Source organism: Desulfothermus sp. (assembly GCF_053993635.1).
The window spans coordinates 1-20,560 of the sequence record NZ_JBMYBT010000136.1 but is presented as its reverse complement, the minus strand read 5'-3'; the positions used below and the strand labels follow the sequence as shown (position 1 = coordinate 20,560).

The following is a 20,560-nucleotide window of genomic DNA, read 5'->3' as shown; positions in this document are numbered from 1 at the left end:
CGTCTAAGATCCAGTCTATTTCCCTCTGGGTTTTCCCTTGGGATTACTCTAATTTTTCCAAGGTCAAAGGCATTAAGCAATTTACTCCTTAGCCTTTCTGCTACAATACTTTTTGATGTACCATTTTTTACCTGTCCATTTGCAACCATGTAGATTATTCTAGTGCCATCAGAAAAAAAGCCCTTTTCTTTTGAAAATCCCATGCCAGATGGAACTAGTTGTATGCCTTTTTTCTTAAAATAATCAAAGTCAATTTCCACGGGCTCAAATTTAGTAACGCTCCATGGATACCCTTTTTGACCATCTGGTCCTCCAGGACCTGTGACCAGGGCTATACAAATACAGATTTGATCATCTCTTACCTCAGGTTCTATTTCATTTAAATTGCCATTAAACATTGCCTCAATTAACTGCCCTAAATTCCTAACCCTTTTTACCACTGCCTGAAATTCTGGTTCTCCAGCTCTTATGTTTATTTCACACACCCTTATTTTTGTAGGCTTAAGCTTACCATCTCCATGGAGTTTAAAGGAGACAAAACATCCAGGATACAAGATGCAGGGTCTAAGGCCACCATTTTCCTTTAGATACTTAACTAATGGAGCTGCTATAGTTTCCTTAGCCATGTCTATTAATTCTTCTGACTCAAAAGGATGCGGGGATATTGCTCCCATACCTCCAGTAATTGGGTTGGTTTTATCAGATGTGCCTTCAAATCTCTCTGGATAGTCCATTGCTGTAGGAAGTATCTGGTAATTTCCATTTTTGTCCACAAATATAGTAAAGCTGATTTCAACACCAGACATGCGGGATTCAATTAACAGGGGCCACATGGAATTTTTAAACATTTTTTTATAAGATTTTTTGTAGTCTTTTATCAAGGTGGAATAGACCTCATTTATCTCCCATGTATTTAGGATTACCCTTGCGCCTTTTCCCCCTGCGCTAAATGGATATTTAAGTACTGCTCCTCCAAATTCATGGATATAGTCAAGAGAAGTAGATAAAACATCTTTATAGGATCTGGCATCTACTACACACCACTTATCTGCCACAGGAATATTCATATCTTTACACACCTGTTTGCACTTTGCTTTATCCCCTTCTAGAAATGCGAATTCTTTGGTCAATCCAGCTATTTTATCTCCAAATCCTTTTTTGTCCAGTTTGTCTACTAAACCCTCAAAGAGTAGGGCCTCTGGCAATGGAATTACAAGGTCCAATTTTCCCTTTTTTATCCCATTTTCTATGGCCTGGGAATAACTTTCAACACTGTTATCTTTAGTTTCAATAAATTCAATGGGTATGTTTAGGATTTTTGCAAATTCAGGCATAGATGAGGTGCCTCTTATTACAACCCCAGTGTAGGTTCCTTTGTATAAGTCACTCGTAGCCGTGGATACAGTATATGCAGACAGATATGTCCTTCCATCTGTACCTGCAAATCCAATTTTTTTTCTTGATTCCATAAGGTATTGACTCCTGTATTTTATTTTCTAAAAGACCTTGTTTAAAATAAGATAAACAAAATGTAAACCTTGCTTCAAATTTGACGAAAAGTTAATTTTATTAAGAATTTTAATAAGTTAGTTAGAGAGGATAGGTTAATCATTAATTATCATAGAAAATTCTTTCAAGGTCTTTAATGTTTCCACATTGGGGTCAACAAGATTTTTTGAAGTCTTTAAATATTCATACTTACCAATTGTAATTAGTCTTGGACGAGGCTCTTTTTTTGCCCCTCTATTAATAATATCTAATTTGGGTTCAATGGGTATTGATAGGTCTGCAACAATTATTTTAAAATCATCACCTTCAACTGCCTTTCTGTAAGCAAATATATTGGGATAAGACACTGGATAAAAATCTCTTTTTTTTAGTTCATAAAATAGATATTCTTTTCTTGCTGGGTCGTCTGAAATTACTAGAGCCCTTTGTTTAGTCATTTTTTCCCCCTTTTTTATTTGGTCAAGGTTTTAGACAATTAGGTTAGTTGTTTTTTTATAAAGCAATGCCACTAAAATAAAGTTAGGTGAAATATTTGTGATACTTTACGAAACAGATGATCAGTGATATATTCTCCGTCAACTATTAGTCTATCTGTTTTGTTTTGTAAAGAAAACAAAAAAAAGGGTGAATTAAAGTGGATGAGAAAATGTGATTTCCACTCCAAATCTTCTAATCTAGGTTGAGGATTTAGAACAGGAGCTTTTCTTTGCATAACGTGAATTTTTTCACAAATCTTTTCTTGACAATTTTATTAATTCATATAAGCTGCCCAAAAAAAGCACTATAAAAATGTGAACATAATATCAAAAAAAACAGGAGGTGTATGGATGTCTAGTTTAATTATTCAGAGGCCACTGCCCCATGGTGGTAGGCTTGTAGAAAGAGTGATTAGAGATAAAGAAGCTGCAAAGAAGATGATCAAAGGTTGCCCTACATATGAAATAAAGCCCACATTGCACTATGAGACCGGTGTACCTGTTCGCAATGTCTATCGTGAGATAATGTCAATTTGTTACGGTTTTTTTAGTCCTGTTGAGGGTTCAATGAAAAAGGCCGAGGTTGAAAGGATTTTAAAAGAGCGTCGTTTGCTCAATGATTGGATATTCCCATATCCATTGGTCTTTGATATCAGTAAAGAAGAATACAAAGACTTAGGTGTAGGTGCTGGTGATCGTTTAGTTTTAAATCTCAAGGGAAAACCTTTTGCGATTCTAGATATAGAAGAAGTTTGGGAAATTGAAGATCCAGAACAGTTGGCTCACAAGACATTTGGAACCCCAGAGGACAATCCAGAGGTTGTGAAAGAGCCTTTTAATAAAAAGCATCCTGGATGGGTAATTTATCGCAGTCTGCAACCAATAGTGCTTGCTGGTAAATACACCATTATCAATGAACCCAAATTTAAACCACCTTTTGATCGTTTCTGGTTTCCACCAAGAAAGGCGCGTGAAGAGTTTGATAAGAGAAATTGGAGGACAGTAATTTGTCATCAAACAAGGAATGTGCCTCACGTTGGTCATGAATTCTTAATGAAGAATGCTGCGTATACTGGCGATGTTGAACCATGTCATGGCATTTTGGTAAATGCAATAATTGGTGTGAAACGTCGTGGTGACTATCCTGATGAGGCAATTTTAGAAGGTCAAGAAGCTGTAACAACTGCTGGTTACATTAAGGAAGATAGGCGTTTAACTTCCATGTGTTTGTGGGATATGCGTTATGGTAACCCACTTGAATCCTTGTTGCATGGTATAATTCGTCAGAATATGGGATGTACACACCACATGTTTGGTCGTGACCACGCAGCAGTTGGTGAATACTATGATAAGTGGTCAACTCAGATCCTATGGACAGAGGGTATTCCAAGCTTTGGATTTCCAAAACCACCAACAGATGTACCTTATGGACTCCAGATCAGACCACAGAATATGCGTGAATTCTCCTATTGCCCAACATGTAAAGAGATGGCATATAGTGAAAGCTGCGGCCATAAACGTGAGAAACTCAGTGGAAGTTTCCTAAGGGGAATGGTTGCAGAGGGTGTACAGCCACCAGCAATTATCATGCGCCCAGAAGTATACAAGATGGTTGTAAAGTGGTGGAAGCACTTCAATTATCCATTCTGCAATGAGAAATATGTAATTAATAAAGAAAAAGAATTAGAAGTGGATTTGGAAGATCTTTAAACTAAATATACTAGGAGGTTAAAAATGGCCTATTTTATAGTGGTACTTTTAGACGATAATCGGTTTGCCAAGATAAAGGGCACCGAGTTGGAAGATAAAGTGCAATATATGTTCGGCGGTGAACTTCGTTGCTTAAATGTTGAAGTGTCTGAAGAAATGAAAGATAGGATACTAAAAGAGTTCGATACTGCTCGTATTGATTCCCGCGGTGCAATTACAGATGTACCTGTGGCCTTTTTAAGGGAGCTTTTCAATCAGGTAGTAGAAAAGAAGGATTTAGGAGCTGCTGCCCTTGAGGGAGTTCTTGCCAAGGTTGATGAGATAAAGGAACTTGCTGCCAAGGAATCAGAATTCCTTCCTGCACCAGAAATTGACGTGTAAGTTTGTTAAAGTAGGGTCAGCTAAAATTGGCTGACCCGATTTTTAAAAAGAAATTTTATTGGTAAAGGTCGATTGATTGTATAAATAGAAAGGAATAACATATTGTAATTTATGTTAGATTTGCAAAAATTTAATGCTTGACAACAATGATAGACATTGCTACTTTTTTCACAAACTTTATTTAAGGGTAGTATGGGTCAAGCTAATTTAGAAATTAAAAACAGGAGGTATGAGTATGCCAACCTACGTTAACCCAGAAAAATGCGACGGTTGCAAAGGTGGAGAAAAGACTGCATGTATGTACATTTGTCCAAATGACTTAATGATCTTGGATGAAAAGGAAATGAAGGCTTACAATCAGGAACCAGATCAGTGCTGGGAGTGCTATTCCTGTATCAAGATTTGTCCACAGGGTGCAATTACTGCAAGGCCATATGCTGACTTTGCTCCTATGGGTGGTACCAGTATTCCTCTAAGGAGTGCTGAGGATATTATGTGGACTATTCAATTCAGGAATGGAGAGGTAAAGAGATTTAAATTCCCAATCAGGACAACTCCTGAAGGTTCAATTAAGCCTTATGAAGGAAAACCAGAGGCTGGTGATTTAGAAACAGAATTGTATTTCAATGAGACCGAGTTGAAGAAACCCAAAGAGGTTCTCAATAAAAAGTGGGAAATTCAAGAAGCTGATTTAACCAAGACTTGGAAGATTGCTGGTTAGTTTTATTTAAGTTAGAGTTGTGAGTTTTAGATTTAGAAAATAACAGAATAAAACAAAAGGAGTAGAAATATGCCACAACTACCAATTAAAGATGAGCCAAAAGGTATCCCTCTAGCCGAACCTGAGGTAGTAGAGTTAGAGACCGACGCGTTGATCGTTGGTGGTGGTATGGGTGCTTGTGGTGCAGCTTATGAGGCTGTACGCTGGGCAGATAAGTATGGAGTAAAAGTGCTTTTAGTTGATAAAGCAGCCATGGAGAGGTCTGGTGCTGTTGCTCCTGGTCTTTCTGCTATTAACACCTATCTTGGTGAAAATGAGCCCGATGATTACGTAAGAATGGTAAGAAATGACCTTATGGGAATTGTTCGTGAAGACCTTATTTTTGATCTTGGTCGTCACGTTGATAATTCCGTTCATCTATTTGAGGAATGGGGTCTTCCTCTATGGGTACTCAAAGATGGTAAGAGGTTAGACGGTGCAAAGGCAAAGGCAGAAGGTCTTGCTGTTAGAAATGGTGCTCAGCCTGTACGTTCTGGTCGTTGGCAGATCATGATCAATGGTGAGTCCTATAAGGTAATCGTTGCTGAAGCAGCCAAGAATGCCCTTGGTGAAGATAGGTACATTGAAAGGCTTTTTATTGTTAAATTGTTACTTGATGCAAAAGAGCCAAACAGGATTGCTGGTGCTGTTGGTTTCTCCACAAGGGAAAATAAGGTTTACATCATTAAAGCAAATGCTGTTTTGGTTGCCTGCGGTGGTGCTGTAAATGTTTACAGACCAAGGTCCACTGGAGAAGGTATGGGTCGTGCCTGGTATCCAGTATGGAATGCTGGTTCCACATATGCACTTTGCTCCCAGGTTGGTGCTGAGATGACCATGATGGAAAACAGGTTCGTACCAGCAAGGTTTAAGGATGGTTATGGTCCTGTTGGTGCATGGTTCTTGCTCTTTAAGGCAAAGGCAACCAACTCTAAGGGTGAAGATTACTGTCAGACCAATGCAGCTATGTTAAAACCATATCAGGATCGTGGTTACGCCCTTGGTTCAGTTATTCCCACATGCCTCAGAAACCACATGATGATGAGGGAAATGAGGGAAGGCCGTGGTCCTATCTACATGGATACAGCAACTGCCCTTCAAACCACTTTTAAAGAGCTCTCCAAGGCCGAGCAGAAGCACTTAGAAGCTGAGGCTTGGGAAGACTTCCTTGACATGTGTCCTGGTCAGGCAAACCTCTGGGCATGTATGAATATTAAGCCAGAGGAAAAGGGCTCTGAGATTATGCCAACTGAGCCATATCTTTTAGGTTCCCACTCTGGTTGCTGTGGTATCTGGGTATCTGGACCAGACGAGGATTGGGTACCTGAAGAGTACAAGATCAAGGCTGATAATGGAAAGGTTTATAATAGAATGACCACAGTAAACGGTCTGTTCACCGCTGCAGACGGTGTAGGTGCTTCTGGACATAAGTTCTCCTCTGGTTCCCATGCTGAGGGTAGGATTGCTGGTAAGCAGCTCGTTAGGTGGTGTGTAGACCACAAAGACTTCAAGCCAACTATTAAAGAGAGTGCAGAAGAGCTCAAGAAAGAGATTTATCAGCCATGGTACACCTACATGGAACATAAGGATGAGTCCACTGATCCTAATGTAAATCCAAACTTCATTACTCCAAGAAACTTCATGTTCAGACTTATTAAGCACACAGACGAATATGGTGGTGGATGTGCAACCTACTACATGACCTCTGAGGCAATGCTTAAGGTTGGATTTGAACTACTTGATATGCTTGAAGAAGACTCCAAGAAGTTGGCCGCCAGAGACCTTCACGAGCTTATGAGGTGTTGGGAGCAGTATCACAGACTATGGACTGTAAGACTTCATATGCTCCATATTGACTTCAGGAAAGAGACCCGTTATCCTGGCTTCTACTACAGAGCTGATTACATGGGTCTTGATGATTCCAAATGGAGATGTTTTGTAAACTCCAAGTATGATCCTGAGAAGAAAGAGATTACTCTGTTCAAGAGACCTTATATCCAGATCATTCCTGATCCATACGCACCATAGTTGATGTAATGAAAATAGAGGGCAGGATCTAAATAGATCCTGCCCTTTTTTTGATACTTTTTTAAGTGATCTTCAGGGAATTTTACTCGTGAAGTAAGATTCCCTCAAGGGCACATTTAAAAGAATATTTTTTAGTTTTTGGGTTGCCTAAATAATGACTATGAGATAAGACATGTCATGTTTACACTTCTAGGCAGGTGATGAAGATTGGTGTATCTAGGGAGTCTTAAGGCGATTATTGGTATAAGCTCTGTTATAGGGAGGATGAAATGTCAAAAAGTATTTTAGTAATTGGGGGTGGCTTCAGCGGTATAACTGCGGCCTTAGAAGCGGCCGAGGTTGGCCATGAAGTCTATCTCGTAGAAAAGAGGCCTTTTTTAGGCGGTCGGGTGATGCAACTTAATAAGTATTTTCCTAAGTTGTGTCCCCCATCCTGTGGTCTGGAGATCCAGTTTCAAAGGATCAAGAAGAATCCAAATGTAAAGGTGTTTACTTTATCTGAAGTGGTATCAGTTAGTGGAAGTGCAGGTAATTATGAAGTGGCAGTTAGGATAAAGCCAAGATATACTGCCCCTCGTAGTTGTGATTTGTCAGAACTTGCTGCAAAGCTCTCTGCCAATGTAAAGAATGAATTTGAATTTGGTCTATCATCTAGAAAACCCCTTTATATGGATGCCCCTTTTGCATATCCTGGACGATATGTTCTTGAGTTAGATCATGTATCTGAAGAGGAAAAGAAATTTTTGTCAAAGAGCCCATTCATTAATTTAAAAGATGAAGAAAAGACTATCACTCTGAACGTTGGAAGCATTATTATTGCCACTGGTTGGAAACCATATGACGTGACTAATCTGACAAATCTAGGAGCAGGTCAGATTGCAAACTGTATATCTAATATGCAGATGGAAAGGCTTGCTTCTCCATTTGGTCCTACAAATGGGAAGATTGTAAGACCTTCTGATGGAACTGCGCCAAAAAAAGTGGCTTTTGTTCAGTGTGCAGGATCAAGGGATGAAAATCATCTATCCTATTGTTCTTATATCTGCTGCATGGCTTCATTAAAGCAGGCAACCTATGTGCGTGAACAATATCCTGATGCAGAAGTTACAATATTCTACATTGATTTGAGGACACCTGGCAGATATAAAAAATTTGCTGATAAGGTATTGGCGGATGAGAAGGTAAAAACTATTAAAGGCAAGGTTGCAAAGGTAGAAGAGGATATTGCTACATCAGGTGTATGGGTAACAGCAGAAGACGCTATATCTGGCAATAAGATCACAGAAAAATATGATCTAGTGGTGCTGGCAACAGGTATGCAGCCATCACTTTCAGGGGAGAGTGTTCCCTTTGATGTTCAAATGGATGAAGAGGGTTTTGTTTTTGATTCTCAGGATAAAGGTATTTTTGTAGCAGGTTGTGCAGCCGAGCCTCTAGATGTTATGAAATCAGCTCAATCAGGTACTGCTGCAGCTATGAAAGCCATACAAACGGTAAGAGGGAGGTAAATATGGCCGAGAAGATCGGTATATACATAGACAAAGCAACCTTTGATCCTTATTTAGATGTGGATCAATTGGTGGAAAAAATAAAGAACAGATGGGGAGATACAACACCAATTATTAAGGTATTTCCCCTGGTAGCCAGTGATGAGGCTCGTAAAGAGATTCAAAAGGATTTAGATTCTGGTGCTATTGATGGCGTGAGCATTGTTGGACCATCTCCCAGAGAAGATACTGAATATTTTGATTTTGGTCCAAAGGTGGTTGTTGATAGAGTAAATTTAAGAGAACAGGGAATAATGGCATATAAAAATCCAGATGGCTCTTTACTCAAGCCAGGAGATGAAACCCCTCAGCTCCTATGGGACATGGTGATGGATTACATCAACATGTCTGTTATTAAGTTGCAGAAAAGTGTTGCTCCAGAAGGGGAAGTAATTGAGGGAGTGAAAAGGGTGCTTGTTTTAGGTGGAGGTTGGACAGGTATTCATGCAGCTTTAGCAGTGGCTGAGGCAGGCTATGAAGCAGTCTTGGTTGAAAAAGAGTCAGAGCTTGGTGGATACGCTGCAAAGATGCTTAAGAGTTTTCCAATAAATCCACCTTATACTCAGGCCGAAGACACAAAGATAGAAGAGAAGATCCAGGCTGTTAAAAATAACAGCAAGATAAAAGTATATGTTGGAACTCAGTTGGAAAAATTAAGTGGGCAACCAGGTCAATATACTGCGTATTTGAAGACTTCTAAAGGGGAAGAAGAGGTTGAAGTGGGATCTGTTGTTGTGGCAACTGGTTGGAAGCCAATTGAGCCAAAATATTTAGAACCCCTGGGTTATGGTTCTCTAAAGAATATAGTTACTAATGTGGAATTCGAAGAAATGGCCAAAAAGGGCGAGATCAAAAGGCCCAGTGATGGAGGCGTTCCAAAGAATGTGCTTTTTGTACTTGGTGCCTCAGACTTATATGAAGATATAGCTAAACAAGAAGAAGAGGAAAGGAAGAAAAAACTAGAACAAACAGAGGCAGAGGGTGAAGAATCATCAGAAGAAGAAGAGACAATCGAGGTAAAGTTTGAACCAATCAAGACATATAGACATCTAGATTATACATCAGAAGTTACTTCCCTTACAGCTCTGAAACAGGCAGGTTATGTAAGGGAAATGATTGAGGATTCAATTGCTTATATCATCTATGAACATATGGTGACTCCTGGTGTGTATGAACTTTACTATAAATCAGCCCAGGATGATCCAGGTATAATGCTCACTAAAGGTAGAGTGACTTCTTTTTATGCTGGAACCAATGAAAATGTGGTTGTTAGAATTGAAGATAACCTCTTAGGAGAGACAATAGAAATTGAAGCTGATCTCGTGGTTGTTCCCACGGGCTTTGTGCCAACCACTGCTCTTGAGCCTGTCATAAACCTTGAATACAGGCAGGGACCAGCATTTCCTGATTTAGATCTCTTTGATGGTTATGCAGATTCAAATTATATTTGCTTTCCTTATGAAACCAGAAGAACAGGAATTTATGCAGCAGGACCTGTAAGACAGCCTATGACACTTGCCAGGTCTGCATCTGATGCTTATGGTGCAGCACTAAAAGCAATTCAGTGTATTGAATCTGTAAACAGGGGTGTTGCTGTACATCCACGCTCTGGTGATCTATCCTATCCAAAATTCAATTTTGTAAGATGTACCCAGTGTAAAAGGTGTACTGAAGAGTGTCCATTTGGTGCATTAGATGACGATGAAAAGGGAACACCAAAACCAAACATTGGAAGATGTAGAAGGTGTGGTACCTGTATGGGTGCATGTCCTGAAAGGGTTATTTCCTTTGACAATTATAGTGTTGGTCAGATTGGATCAATGATCACATCCATTAAAGTTCCTGATAATATGGAAAAAGAAGGTCCAAGGATTGTTGTTCTAGCATGTGAAAATGATGCGTATCCTGCTTTGGATATGGCTGCTAAAAGGGGACGCAGGTGGAGTCCATATGTGAGGATTATTCCAGTGCGCTGTCTTGGATCTGTTAATACCATCTGGATCGCTGATGCCATGAGTAAAGGAAATGATGGATGTCTACTTTTAGGTTGTAAATATGGGGAAGACTATCAGTGTCACTTTATGAAGGGGTCTGAATTGTGCAATAGAAGAATGCAAAATATTGGTGAGACATTGGATAGATTGGGTGTGGAGTTAGAAAGGGTTAGACAGGAACAGGTTGCCATAGATGATTATGATAGGATTCCTGAGATTATTGATAGTTTTGTTGAGGACATTATTAAACTAGGTCCCAATCCTTTTAAGGGATATTAGTAGGAGGGAAATATGACAATGGTAAGTCGAGTAAAACCTGATCTTGAGTTTATAAAAGAGCTACAGCAGGTTGGTGGGGAAAATGTGAAGAAGTGTTTTCAGTGCGCCACCTGTAGTGTTGTTTGTCCTCTATCCCCAATGGACAAGTCGTTTCCTCGCAAGGAAATGATCTGGGCTCAATGGGGACTAAAAGACAAATTGGTAAATGATATTGATATGTGGCTGTGCCATAAGTGTGGTCAGTGTAGTGAGATGTGTCCAAGGGGTGCCAAGCCTGGTGAACTTATGGCTGCTCTAAGAAACATGGCCTATAGGAACTTGACTGGCCCATCTTTCTTGGGCAAATGGATGAGTTCAATAAAACACCTACCAAAATTAATTGCGATTCCAGCAATTATTTACCTAATAATCTGGTTCATTACAGGGAGCATATGTGGTTCAGCATTTCCTCTAAAAGATGGCCATGTGGAATATTCCCTAATCTTTCCTGGGGATTACACAATAGACCCAATATTTGGCCTTGCTGCAATTTTTGTGATTTGGAGCTTTTATAAAGGGATAATGAGACTAAAAGAGGTGTTTGATACCCAGCCAAAGACCTTTGTGGTTGGATACACAAGGCCAAAGACAATCTGGCATGCTATCTATGATGTTATAAAGGATGAAGTGTTGACACACAAGAAATTTAAAGACTGTGGAGAAGAGGAGACTGATGAAGTAAAATTTAAAGGACATTTGATGCTGTTTTATGGTTTTGTGGCTTTATTTATTGTAACTGGTGTTGTAGCATTTACCCACTGGGGAGCAAAGATTCTACCTTTTCTTCATATGAAATATCCAATGCCTTTATATAATCCAGTAAAACTTCTAGCCAATGTAGGAGCTATTTTACTTATTATTGGACTGATAAATCTAACAAAGAGAAGGTTAAATGAGTCCAAGAAGGATGCTTCAACCTATTATGACTGGTATTTGTTAGGTCTTATATGGGTAGTTGCTTTAAGCGGAATATTAAGTGAAGTATTAAGGTGGGCTAATATTGCAGGACTCGCATATCCAGTATATTTTATTCACCTTATTTCAGTGTTTATGTTAATAGCATATATGCCATGGTCCAAGTTAGGGCATTTAGTATATAGGGTTTTTGCCCTTGCATATGCAAGGATGATAGGAAGGGTATCCACTGAGGTGGATGAGCAGAAAAATAAACTTTTTGTTATATAAATAAGGAGGCTGTCATGGCAGAAGCTCGGAAAGTTTTCCCCATGCAGACATTTGTGTCTTATCTTAGGGGCAAGGCAGGCAACTATAACCAGGATGTTCTTGAGTTGCTAAGTTTTGTAACACAGAAACAGGTTGATAAGGAATTAGCTCCCTTTGCATCGGCAATGTCTAAGGCCTGGATCTATGAACAACATCCAGAGCTTGCAAGACTTGGAAAGGAAGAAGTCAGGGAACTGGGCGAAAATGTATCCATTTTGTCACTTCCAGCTGATGTTAAAGAAGAAGTAGATGCACTCTTTGACAAGATAGCTGAATACAAAAAGACTATTGAAGAGCAAAAGGCAAAATTGGCTGAGTATGAGGGTATTATTGAAGAAAACAAAAAGAAAATTGCAGCGTTGGAAGCCAAAGTGGCTGATTATGAAGCACAGATGAAGGAAGAGGGAGAGAAAAAGATAATCGCTTCTGCTGCTAAGGTGGACGAGTACATTAAGAAGGTAGATGACCTTCTTGCAAAAATTGAAGAAGTGAAAAAACATGGAGTAGTGACAGTATCTGGTGAAGGTGCTCCCGCTGCTGAGGCTGAAGCAGGTGCTGCTGAAACTGGTGAAACAAAATCCTCTGAAGCCAAACCAGAATTTGGATTTGGTGGTGATATTTCCGATGGAGAATTTGGATTCTAAGTAGAGCAGAACAACAGTTGAAATAAAAAAGCCTATCCTAAAAACGAGGATAGGCTTTTTTATTTTTCAGGATTCATTTTAAAATCTACTTTTACTTTAAGCATTTTTGTTGCTGGAAGGCTTAAAATTTCAATTCCTGTTTGTGCCTCCATTTCTTTTAAATCTTTTTCTATGTCATCCCATGAGGGGGCAATATATGTGAACCACACATTAAATTCATGTTTCCTCAAGTAATTGTGGGTAACACCAGGATATTTATTGACAGTTTTAACGAACAAATCCAATTTGTCCTCTGGAACCTTTGCGCAGCAAAGAGTAGATTTCCATCCCAATTTTCTGGATTGGAAATTTGCTCCAATTCGTCTAATGATACCTTTTTGCCTTAATTTCCTGACCCTTGCTAATACCTCAGCTTCTGTAAGGCCAACAAGTTTTCCAATTTTCGCATATGGCCTTGAGCATATTGGAAATTCTGATTGGATAATGTCTAAAATATTTTTATCATATTGGTCCATAACTATTTCATCCTCTTAGGCTTATAACTGCACAATGGTTCTTCATCAAGGTAATCTCCTAGCATTGTATATGCCCTGGCCCTACAACCTCCACACACATTGAAATATTCACAAATAGAACATTTTCCCTTATAACAATCGGGATTTCTAAGTTTTTCAAAAATAGGTGACTCTTCCCAGATGGTTTTAAAATTTTGTTTTCTGATATTTCCACACGTTAGCTTGAGGTAGCCACATGGTTGTACTATCCCATTATTGGAGACAAAACAAAATCCTATTCCACCAAGGCAGCCCCTTGATACTGCATCGAGGCCAAAATTTTCAAAATTTACCTTTATTCCTTCTTCCTTTGCCCTTTGCCTGAGTATTCTATAATAGTGAGGGGCACAGGTTGCCTTTAGATGTATATTTTTTGCTATTTTCCTAAAATCATAAAACCAGTTTAAGACCTTTTCATATTCTTCTGCAGTAATTATTTGATCCTGGATCTCAGTAGCCCTTCCTGTGGGAACAAGCAAAAATATATGCCAGGCAACAGCGCCCAGTTCTTTTACAAGATTAAATATCTCTTTGAAACTATTCAAATTTGATTTTGTTACAGTGGTGTTGATCTGGAATTCTATATTATTTTCTTTAACATATGAAATTGCTTCAATAATTTTTTCAAATGCACCGTCAACCCCCCGAAATTCATTGTGGGATTTTGCGTCTGGTCCATCAATTGAGATAGAGATTCTTGTGATACCGCAGTCTTTAATTTTTTTTGCAATATCCCTTGTGATAAGAGTACCATTGGGTGAGAGCACAGGCTTTAGTCCTAAAGATTTGGCATATGAGATTAGATCAAAGATATCTTCCCTCATAAGTGGTTCGCCACCTGTAAAAATAACTATTGGTTTTCCCACTTCCGCTATAGATTCAAGGAGTTTTTTCCCTTCCAGGTTGGTTAGCTCATCTTTATTTGGTGTGAGTTTTGCCTCTGCTCTGCAATGTTTACATGCGAGATTACATGCTGATGTTACTTCCCATGCAACAAGCCTTAAATTGGGTTCTAATTTTTTCATATCTCTTGCCAATTTTTTAAAAATTCTTCAGTAAAATAGGACAAAATAATATCTGCTCCAGCCCTTTTTATGCTAATCAAGCTCTCTAATGCCACCATTTTTCCATCAAGCCATCCCATTTTTGCAGCAGCCTTAATTTGGGCAAATTCCCCTGAGACCTGATATGCAGCAAGTGGATGATCAAATTTTTGCCTAAGAGTTGTTATGATATCTAGATAGGGAAGTGCTGGTTTGACCATAATAATATCTGCACCTTCTTCTATATCGGCCTTGGCCTCTCTGATTGCTTCCCTTTTATTTGGAGGATCCATCTGATATGTTTTTCTATCCCCAAATTGAGGGGCGCTTTCTGCAGCTTCCCTAAAGGGGCCATAGAAGCTTGATGCATATTTTACTGCGTATGACATAATAGGAATATTATAAAATCCGTATTGGTCTAAGTTCTCCCTTATCATTTTTATCCTTCCATCCATCATGTCAGAAGGAGCTACTATATCTGCTCCCGCCCTTACATGAGAAAGCGCAGTCCTAGATAGGAGATTTAAGGTTTGGTCATTTAATACTTTCCCCTCTCTAACCACTCCACAGTGACCGTGGGATGTGTATTCACAAAGACACACATCTGTTACAACGATTAGTTCTGGAAATTTATTTTTTACTTCTTTTACAGCAACCTGTACAACACCATCTGGATTATATGCAGAGGAACCTACTTCATCTTTTTTTTCTGGAATGCCAAAGAGGATAATAGCCTTTAGTCCCAATGGATAAATTTCGTCTATTTTTTTTAATAAGGCATCAATGCCTAGCTGGTACTGGCCAGGCATTGAAGAAATTTCTTTGCAGAAATTTTTATTATCTGTTTCCACCACAAAATAGGGCTGGATTAGATCTTCAGCTCTAAGATGGGTTTCTCTTACCATGTCTCTTAGATATGTTTTGCTTCTAAGCCTTCTTCCCCTGAAAAACATATGCATTCCTCCCTATTTTATGCCTATTTCTTCGTCTGTTAAATAACATGCAGGGTCTTCAGCCCAAATATCTCCATATACTGCCTCGGCCCTAGCCCTGAAGTTTCCTCCACAAATGTCTAAAAATCTGCATTTTGCACATCTTCCCTTTACATATCTTTTTTTGTCCTTTAGCTTTTTTAATAGTTCGATGTTTGGATCGTCCCAGATTTCAGAAAAAGGTCTTTTGAGGACATTCCCAAAGGAGTGATTTCTCCAGAATTGGTCTGCATACACTTCTCCATCCCATGAAATACAGCCAATACCGCGTCCTGAATTGTTTCCCTCGTTGAACTTTAAAAGTTCCATGACTTCTTTTGCCCTTTTGGGATCTTGTTTTAGAAGTTTTAAGTAGATATATGGACCGTCAGCATGGTTATCAACAGTAAGCACCTCTATTTTATGACCCATATCAAATAATTCTTTTGTCTTTTCAAGTATTAAGTCCATGAGTTTTCTGGTCTGTTGGTGGGTTAGGTCTTCATTTATGAGTTTTGAGCCCCTACCACTATAGACCAGGTGGTAAAAACATATTCTTGGAATAGATCTCTCCTTAATCAAATCAAAAATTTTAGGGATCTCTGTGTAATTCCTTTTATTGATGGTAAATCTAAGTCCAACTTTAAGCCCTTCTTGTTGGCAATTGTAAACCCCTTCCATTGCCTTTTTAAATGCGCCTTTAACTCCCCTAAAATTATCGTGCACTTCTTCCATTCCATCTATGGAGATGCCAACATAAGACAATCCAACCTGCTTTAATTCTCTTGCCTTTTGTCTAGTGATTAATGTCCCATTGGTAGATATTACAGCCCTCATTCCTAACTCAACTGCATATTTTGCTAGTTCAACAAGATCTTCTCTCATTAAAGGTTCGCCTCCTGAAAACAGGACAACAGGAACTCCAAATCCTGCCAAATCTTTTAATATTTCTTTTGCCTGTTCAGTAGATATCTGGTCAGTAGCATTTAGTTTTGCCTGGGCATAGCAGTGAACACACTTAAGATTACATCTTTTGGTTATATTCCATACTATTACTGGTTTTTTGTCCTTGGAAAATTGCAAAAGATGTGATGGTAGACTTTTTGAGTCCCTCCCATATCTCAGGGCATCTGATGGTTCCACATTGGAACAATACAATTTAGAAATTCCAATCACTTTTATTTCTCCTTAATTGTTTTTTCTCTTTTTTGGGGAAAATTGGTACCTTCTTATTAGTCCATCTCTTTATTGGTTCACTAATGTCATCTAACAGAATACTCAGTAAAGCTGCTTCTGGAAATGGAGGATAATTGTATCTTGTCTTCCAGAACACATAATCTTTGTCCTCAGGTGCTTTAATTTCTCCCATATGGGTTATTGACCAGATTAAATTTTTGGAATTAGTGTCATAGATGTCAATCTTTATTGCCATGCTGGTAGGTGCTGACCTACCCCCAAAAAAACAGTAAGTTATAGTGGGGATTATAACAAGGTTGCATTTTTTTTCTCTAGATCTCTTTATTGCTTCGTTTATATTGTTGATATTGTCTTTGGACATTAAAAGCCTTTTGAATACCTGATTTTTTAAGAAATTATTATAAAATATTTTTGTAAATTCCCTTTGTAAAAATATCCTGTTTTTTTTTATTTTAACCATTACATTAAAAGGCACTAAAAAGGCAGAGGGAGAGTGTTTGGGATAATTTAATGGGTATATTAAGAAATTAGGTTTGCCTTTTATTATTTGTGAGGGCAAGTTTACAGTAACTGATGTGTAATCTATTTCCACATCTTTGGTTGCACATGAGATCATGAATAGGGACAAAAGGGACAAAAATATTAGGACTCCTTTTTTCACTTTATTGCTTCCTCTCTGTGGGGCAGGGCGCTTCTTGAATACATTTAATGAGCTCTTGTTTGGAAATTATTAAACTTCTTTTTAATTCTTTTTTCTTTTTCTCTGGTAAGTATGAAAAATATCTCTTTTCTAAAATTTTATCTAAATGGTCCATCTCTTCTTGTATTCTTTTTAATTTTGTTTGAAACTCGTTATTGGCGATCCATATTTTACCAATGAGCTCTGTTAAGCTTCTAATCTCATTGGCCAATTTTTTAAATTGTTCACGGGTAAGTTCTGTATCTATATTATTTTTTTTAAAAAGATTAAATAGTTTTTTTATGGTGTGCATACTACATACCTTTCATTCGCAAGGCCATTGGCATAGACAGAAGAAAAATTATTAAAACAGGGATTAACATGGCTATTGCTACCTTAATCCCTGATGTTTTGTGGACATATTTGTAGCCTAAAAAATTGCATACACTGGACCATAATATACCTATTATTGGGCCAAGGATTGGGAACAAGCTCATAATCATTGGGGCGGAAGAGTAACATAGTACTTTAAAGGTGCCTTTAAATCCCCTTGATCCATCTTTTACTAACATAAGACATAAATGATTGATTCCAGTTGCTATAAATAATAAAATTGTTAGTAATATGGGATAGAATAAAAGCCAGAGCAAAGAAGCCATACCATGAAGGCCAAGATTTAAAATATCCATTTGTTGGCCATGCTCCATAACTCCTACGCCAGCTAATGACCATATCATCCTAAAAGCTGTATAAAATTCAGAGATCAATAAGTAAAAGATAAGGGGTCTTGTATATCCCCCTCGTGTTGTCATTGATTTAAAAAATTCTTTTGGACTAAGACACACCATTTTTATTGTATCAAAAAAACCAGCAAAAAAGCCCTTTTGTTCCAGTTCTTCCCAGGGAATTGAATGAGTTGCCCTTGTAGATTGATCCTGTTGATCATCATCGCTAGACTCAGAGAGGAAATATTTTTCATTTTCTGAGTTAAGTTTTTCAAGACTTGCCCAGATGTCCTCAGATTCGGTATTTTCCGCACCTATATCCTCTCTTGTTTCTTCTTTTGTGCTTTGTTCAATGTCCCTGAATTTAAATTTGTGTTTACACTTAGGGCAGGTGGCAATTTGGGCATTAGCTGGAATTTTATCTTCAGGAATGTCCTTGGAAAATCCACATTGTGGGCATGTAATTTCCATTTTGGGATCCCTTTTTATTTTTGTAATTGACAAATTTTTTATGAAGATAAAAAATAAAATCAATGGGGTCAAGTTTTGAATATCTAGACGATAGTTTAACTAACATAATGGGAATACAGACATGTCGCCACTTATCGACTACTCAAGTATAATTAATTTAGTGCAAAAAGAATTGGCCAAAAGGTATGACTTAAACAACAACATATTAAATGTACCTGGGAAGTCCATTGCTTGCAAAGTAGATGAGAATTACTATTTGATTTTATATCCATCGTATATAGAATATCTCTGTAAAATTTGTGGCATCCTGCCAAATTCTCTCACAGAGACATTGATAAAAACAGGAAATTTGATTGTAGATCCAGTAACAAAAGATTTTTGTCGATTAGTAGAGGTGAGATGGACCCAGGATATGGTTCCAATTAGGGTGAGGGCAGGTTTTGTGGTAAATAGTTTGATTGATAACAGTATCAGGTTTTATGGTAAGACTAGAAAAAGGGGTTTAGGAGTCTCTGATCTCAAGATATCTGTTAGATCTAAATCAAATATTGAATCTTTGTTTGTAAACAAAACACCCCTTAATTCCCGCGTATTTTTTGATTAGGGTCTTTGTTATAGACTAGTAGTTTAATGTTATCTCTTTTTAGCGCTAGAAGGAGGGGAGATATTTTTTCTTTAAATAAGGCCAATTCTCGTTTTGGAAGGGGTTTTAAGGGAGTGGATTTAATTTTTAAAGGATTTATGTATTTTCCATAGTGTTTAACCCTAAAGTCCAGATGGGGGCCTGTTGCATATCCTGTGGATCCAACATAGCCAATTACCTCTCCCTGAAAAACCCTTTTTCCAACCCTAAGCCCTTTAGCAAATCTACACATGTGGTTGTATATAGTTACATATCCATTGGGATGCCTAATCTTTACATATTTTCCAGCTGCTCTGTCATATGCCTTTTTTATAACAATGCCATCAGCAACGGTTTTTATTGGAGTGCCTTTTGGTGCTGCATAGTCTATTCCTAAATGAGGTCTTACTACTTTTAAGATAGGATGAAATCTGTGGTATGTGAACCTAGATGATATTCTCGTAAATTTAAGGGGAGCCTTGAGAAAAGATTTTCTTAAGGGTACTCCATTTTCATCAAAATAGTCAGTCCTTCCTGAAGTGGTTGTATATAAAAATGCATTGTACACTCTTCCCTGATTTATAAATTCAGCAGCCAATATCCTTCCATATCCTTTAAATTTTCCATTTCTGTATTTTTTTTCTACTATTAATTTGAATGAGTCGCCCTTTCTTATATCCCTGATAAAGTCTATATCCCATGCAAAAATTTCTGATAATTTTAATGCGAGCAAGTCACCTTCATTGGCTTTTTCAACAGCCTCAAATAGACTCGACTCAATTATACTTTTAACAATAGTTGTCTTAACATCATATTTAATAGGTAATTTCTCTATATGAAAATCTTCTTTGTCAAAATTGATTTTAATTTTTTCCAAATCGTTTATTTCATATTCAAAGGATATTAACTTGCTGTCTCTTAAATAGAGTGTATACGGCTGCCCTACTACCAGTCTATTTAATGGATAAATTTCCTTTGCTTTTTTTGTTAAATATATTATATATGAGACATTAAGGTAATTTTGTAAAATTGAAACTAAATTTTCACCTTTTTTTATTCTTTTTTTTATGGATATTATTTTTTCTGTCTTAGGGTTATTGGATGCTAATGTGGCTTGGGGGGGAGTGGTATTTTTCTTTTGATGATGTTTAAGGATGTGTTTATTTCTTTGGAAGATAAAAAAACATCCTATTAGTACAATCACAAATCCAATGGCTATTAAAACAGTTTTCTTCGCTTTTTTGTTGTTTGAATAATTGGTATAGTAGATGTATTTATTCATAAATTTTGCCTGTAAAAATGTATTAGTTTGTAAAAACTAGTTAATTTCAAAGAAAAAGTCAATTTTTTAGGTAAAAAATTTATTCAATTGTTCTGTAATAGCAGTTGACATACTGTTTGCTATATGAATAATATATTTCTTTAATAGTAGAAAAGGTAGGTAATGAAAAAAATAGGGGAAAACAATATGTTTAGAGAAGAAGATTTTAATGTATCTGACTTCTATGATAAGGGTATAGAGAGACGTAGGACTTTAAGGATTAAATATTCAGGTCTTAAAAGGTTTGATTTAGAAGATCTGGAAAAACCTGCAATAAAATTTGCTGAAACAAAGGAGGAATTAGAGCAGGCATTTGCATTGGTTTATCAAGTATATTGGGAGAAAAAATATATCACAGAACCAAAAGAGCACAAACTGTACTTCTC

General features: G+C 37.6%; 19 protein-coding genes and 1 pseudogene. 10 read left to right on the top strand and 10 right to left on the bottom strand.

Features of this window, described 5'->3' with window-relative positions:
- Positions 1–1,469, bottom strand: a 1,469-nt coding sequence (locus ACY2V1_RS10270; RefSeq protein WP_461834705.1) for a hypothetical protein, incomplete at its 3' end; no start/stop codon positions are given.
- A 135-nt stretch (positions 1,470–1,604) separates the two neighbouring features.
- Positions 1,605–1,946, bottom strand: a complete 342-nt coding sequence (locus ACY2V1_RS10265) for a hypothetical protein (RefSeq protein WP_461834704.1) — start codon at positions 1,944–1,946, stop codon at positions 1,605–1,607.
- Positions 1,947–2,336: 390 nt separating this feature from the next.
- On the opposite strand from ACY2V1_RS10265, the gene sat reads away from it, so the two are divergent.
- The 8 genes from sat to ACY2V1_RS10225 all read left to right on the top strand — a co-directional run bounded on the left by sat (position 2,337) and on the right by ACY2V1_RS10225 (position 12,591).
- On the top strand, positions 2,337–3,695 hold the full coding sequence (sat, locus tag ACY2V1_RS10260; protein WP_461834703.1) for a sulfate adenylyltransferase: 1,359 nt from the start codon (positions 2,337–2,339) through the stop codon (positions 3,693–3,695).
- Positions 3,696–3,719: 24 nt separating this feature from the next.
- Positions 3,720–4,076 carry a DUF6955 family protein gene (locus tag ACY2V1_RS10255; protein ID WP_461834702.1) on the top strand — a complete coding sequence of 119 codons (357 nt, stop codon included), beginning with the start codon at positions 3,720–3,722 and terminating at the stop codon, positions 4,074–4,076.
- A gap of 235 nt (positions 4,077–4,311) precedes the next feature.
- Positions 4,312–4,797: an adenylyl-sulfate reductase subunit beta gene (aprB, locus tag ACY2V1_RS10250; RefSeq protein ID WP_461834701.1), complete on the top strand. Its 486-nt coding sequence runs from the start codon at positions 4,312–4,314 to the stop codon at positions 4,795–4,797.
- A gap of 69 nt (positions 4,798–4,866) precedes the next feature.
- On the top strand, positions 4,867–6,864 hold the full coding sequence (gene aprA / locus ACY2V1_RS10245; RefSeq protein WP_461834700.1) for an adenylyl-sulfate reductase subunit alpha: 1,998 nt from the start codon (positions 4,867–4,869) through the stop codon (positions 6,862–6,864).
- A 269-nt stretch (positions 6,865–7,133) separates the two neighbouring features.
- On the top strand, positions 7,134–8,372 hold the full coding sequence (locus ACY2V1_RS10240) for a CoB--CoM heterodisulfide reductase iron-sulfur subunit A family protein (protein WP_461834699.1): 1,239 nt from the start codon (positions 7,134–7,136) through the stop codon (positions 8,370–8,372).
- A gap of 2 nt (positions 8,373–8,374) precedes the next feature.
- Entirely contained in the window at positions 8,375–10,684 is a 2,310-nt protein-coding gene (locus ACY2V1_RS10235; RefSeq protein WP_461834698.1) for a hydrogenase iron-sulfur subunit, read from the top strand.
- A 12-nt stretch (positions 10,685–10,696) separates the two neighbouring features.
- On the top strand, positions 10,697–11,908 hold the full coding sequence (gene qmoC / locus ACY2V1_RS10230; protein ID WP_461834697.1) for a quinone-interacting membrane-bound oxidoreductase complex subunit QmoC: 1,212 nt from the start codon (positions 10,697–10,699) through the stop codon (positions 11,906–11,908).
- Between the two features lie 14 nt (positions 11,909–11,922).
- Positions 11,923–12,591, top strand: a complete 669-nt coding sequence (locus tag ACY2V1_RS10225; RefSeq protein WP_461834696.1) for a hypothetical protein — start codon at positions 11,923–11,925, stop codon at positions 12,589–12,591.
- 59 nt (positions 12,592–12,650) lie between these two features.
- Here the strand turns inward: ACY2V1_RS10225 and ahbA are convergent, their stop codons facing one another.
- The 7 genes from ahbA to ACY2V1_RS10190 are packed head-to-tail and all read right to left on the bottom strand — an operon-like array spanning position 12,651 to position 18,231.
- Positions 12,651–13,106, bottom strand: a complete 456-nt coding sequence (gene ahbA / locus ACY2V1_RS10220) for a siroheme decarboxylase subunit alpha (RefSeq protein WP_461834695.1) — start codon at positions 13,104–13,106, stop codon at positions 12,651–12,653.
- 2 nt (positions 13,107–13,108) lie between these two features.
- On the bottom strand, positions 13,109–14,170 hold the full coding sequence (gene ahbD / locus ACY2V1_RS10215) for a heme b synthase (RefSeq protein WP_461834694.1): 1,062 nt from the start codon (positions 14,168–14,170) through the stop codon (positions 13,109–13,111).
- Complete coding sequence (gene hemB / locus ACY2V1_RS10210; RefSeq protein ID WP_461834693.1) at positions 14,167–15,147, bottom strand: porphobilinogen synthase; 981 nt, start codon at positions 15,145–15,147, stop codon at positions 14,167–14,169. Before hemB ends, ahbD begins: the two co-directional genes overlap by 4 nt.
- A 6-nt stretch (positions 15,148–15,153) precedes the next feature.
- Positions 15,154–16,335, bottom strand: coding sequence for a 12,18-didecarboxysiroheme deacetylase (gene ahbC, locus ACY2V1_RS10205; protein WP_461834692.1), 1,182 nt, complete (start codon positions 16,333–16,335; stop codon positions 15,154–15,156).
- Positions 16,319–17,017, bottom strand: a complete 699-nt coding sequence (locus ACY2V1_RS10200) for a hypothetical protein (RefSeq protein WP_461834691.1) — start codon at positions 17,015–17,017, stop codon at positions 16,319–16,321. Before ACY2V1_RS10200 ends, ahbC begins: the two co-directional genes overlap by 17 nt.
- Before the next feature lies 1 nt (position 17,018).
- Positions 17,019–17,348, bottom strand: coding sequence for a hypothetical protein (locus ACY2V1_RS10195; RefSeq protein ID WP_461834690.1), 330 nt, complete (start codon positions 17,346–17,348; stop codon positions 17,019–17,021).
- A 1-nt stretch (position 17,349) separates the two neighbouring features.
- Positions 17,350–18,231: a YIP1 family protein gene (locus tag ACY2V1_RS10190; RefSeq protein WP_461834689.1), complete on the bottom strand. Its 882-nt coding sequence runs from the start codon at positions 18,229–18,231 to the stop codon at positions 17,350–17,352.
- A 121-nt stretch (positions 18,232–18,352) separates the two neighbouring features.
- Here ACY2V1_RS10190 and ACY2V1_RS10185 point away from each other — a divergent pair, with 121 nt between their 5' ends.
- Positions 18,353–18,835: a hypothetical protein gene (locus ACY2V1_RS10185; RefSeq protein ID WP_461834688.1), complete on the top strand. Its 483-nt coding sequence runs from the start codon at positions 18,353–18,355 to the stop codon at positions 18,833–18,835.
- On the opposite strand, the gene ACY2V1_RS10180 is transcribed toward ACY2V1_RS10185, so the two are convergent.
- Positions 18,810–20,135 (bottom strand): M23 family metallopeptidase, encoded by a 1,326-nt coding sequence (locus ACY2V1_RS10180; protein WP_461834687.1) that lies wholly within the window; start codon positions 20,133–20,135, stop codon positions 18,810–18,812. The two genes, ACY2V1_RS10185 and ACY2V1_RS10180, sit on opposite strands and share 26 nt — an antisense overlap.
- Positions 20,136–20,321: 186 nt before the next feature.
- On the opposite strand from ACY2V1_RS10180, the pseudogene ACY2V1_RS10175 reads away from it, so the two are divergent.
- Positions 20,322–20,560 (top strand): annotated as a pseudogene (locus ACY2V1_RS10175) (hypothetical protein); the annotation flags it as partial.

Coding starts and splice junctions, on each gene's coding strand:
- ACY2V1_RS10265 (WP_461834704.1), bottom strand. CDS start 1,946: ATGACTAAACAAAGGGCTCTAGTAATTTCAGACGACCCAGCAAGAAAA.
- sat (WP_461834703.1), top strand. CDS start 2,337: ATGTCTAGTTTAATTATTCAGAGGCCACTGCCCCATGGTGGTAGGCTT.
- ACY2V1_RS10255 (WP_461834702.1), top strand. CDS start 3,720: ATGGCCTATTTTATAGTGGTACTTTTAGACGATAATCGGTTTGCCAAG.
- aprB (WP_461834701.1), top strand. CDS start 4,312: ATGCCAACCTACGTTAACCCAGAAAAATGCGACGGTTGCAAAGGTGGA.
- aprA (WP_461834700.1), top strand. CDS start 4,867: ATGCCACAACTACCAATTAAAGATGAGCCAAAAGGTATCCCTCTAGCC.
- ACY2V1_RS10240 (WP_461834699.1), top strand. CDS start 7,134: ATGTCAAAAAGTATTTTAGTAATTGGGGGTGGCTTCAGCGGTATAACT.
- ACY2V1_RS10235 (WP_461834698.1), top strand. CDS start 8,375: ATGGCCGAGAAGATCGGTATATACATAGACAAAGCAACCTTTGATCCT.
- qmoC (WP_461834697.1), top strand. CDS start 10,697: ATGACAATGGTAAGTCGAGTAAAACCTGATCTTGAGTTTATAAAAGAG.
- ACY2V1_RS10225 (WP_461834696.1), top strand. CDS start 11,923: ATGGCAGAAGCTCGGAAAGTTTTCCCCATGCAGACATTTGTGTCTTAT.
- ahbA (WP_461834695.1), bottom strand. CDS start 13,106: ATGGACCAATATGATAAAAATATTTTAGACATTATCCAATCAGAATTT.
- ahbD (WP_461834694.1), bottom strand. CDS start 14,170: ATGAAAAAATTAGAACCCAATTTAAGGCTTGTTGCATGGGAAGTAACA.
- hemB (WP_461834693.1), bottom strand. CDS start 15,147: ATGCATATGTTTTTCAGGGGAAGAAGGCTTAGAAGCAAAACATATCTA.
- ACY2V1_RS10195 (WP_461834690.1), bottom strand. CDS start 17,348: ATGCACACCATAAAAAAACTATTTAATCTTTTTAAAAAAAATAATATA.
- ACY2V1_RS10190 (WP_461834689.1), bottom strand. CDS start 18,231: ATGGAAATTACATGCCCACAATGTGGATTTTCCAAGGACATTCCTGAA.
- ACY2V1_RS10185 (WP_461834688.1), top strand. CDS start 18,353: ATGTCGCCACTTATCGACTACTCAAGTATAATTAATTTAGTGCAAAAA.
- ACY2V1_RS10180 (WP_461834687.1), bottom strand. CDS start 20,135: ATGAATAAATACATCTACTATACCAATTATTCAAACAACAAAAAAGCG.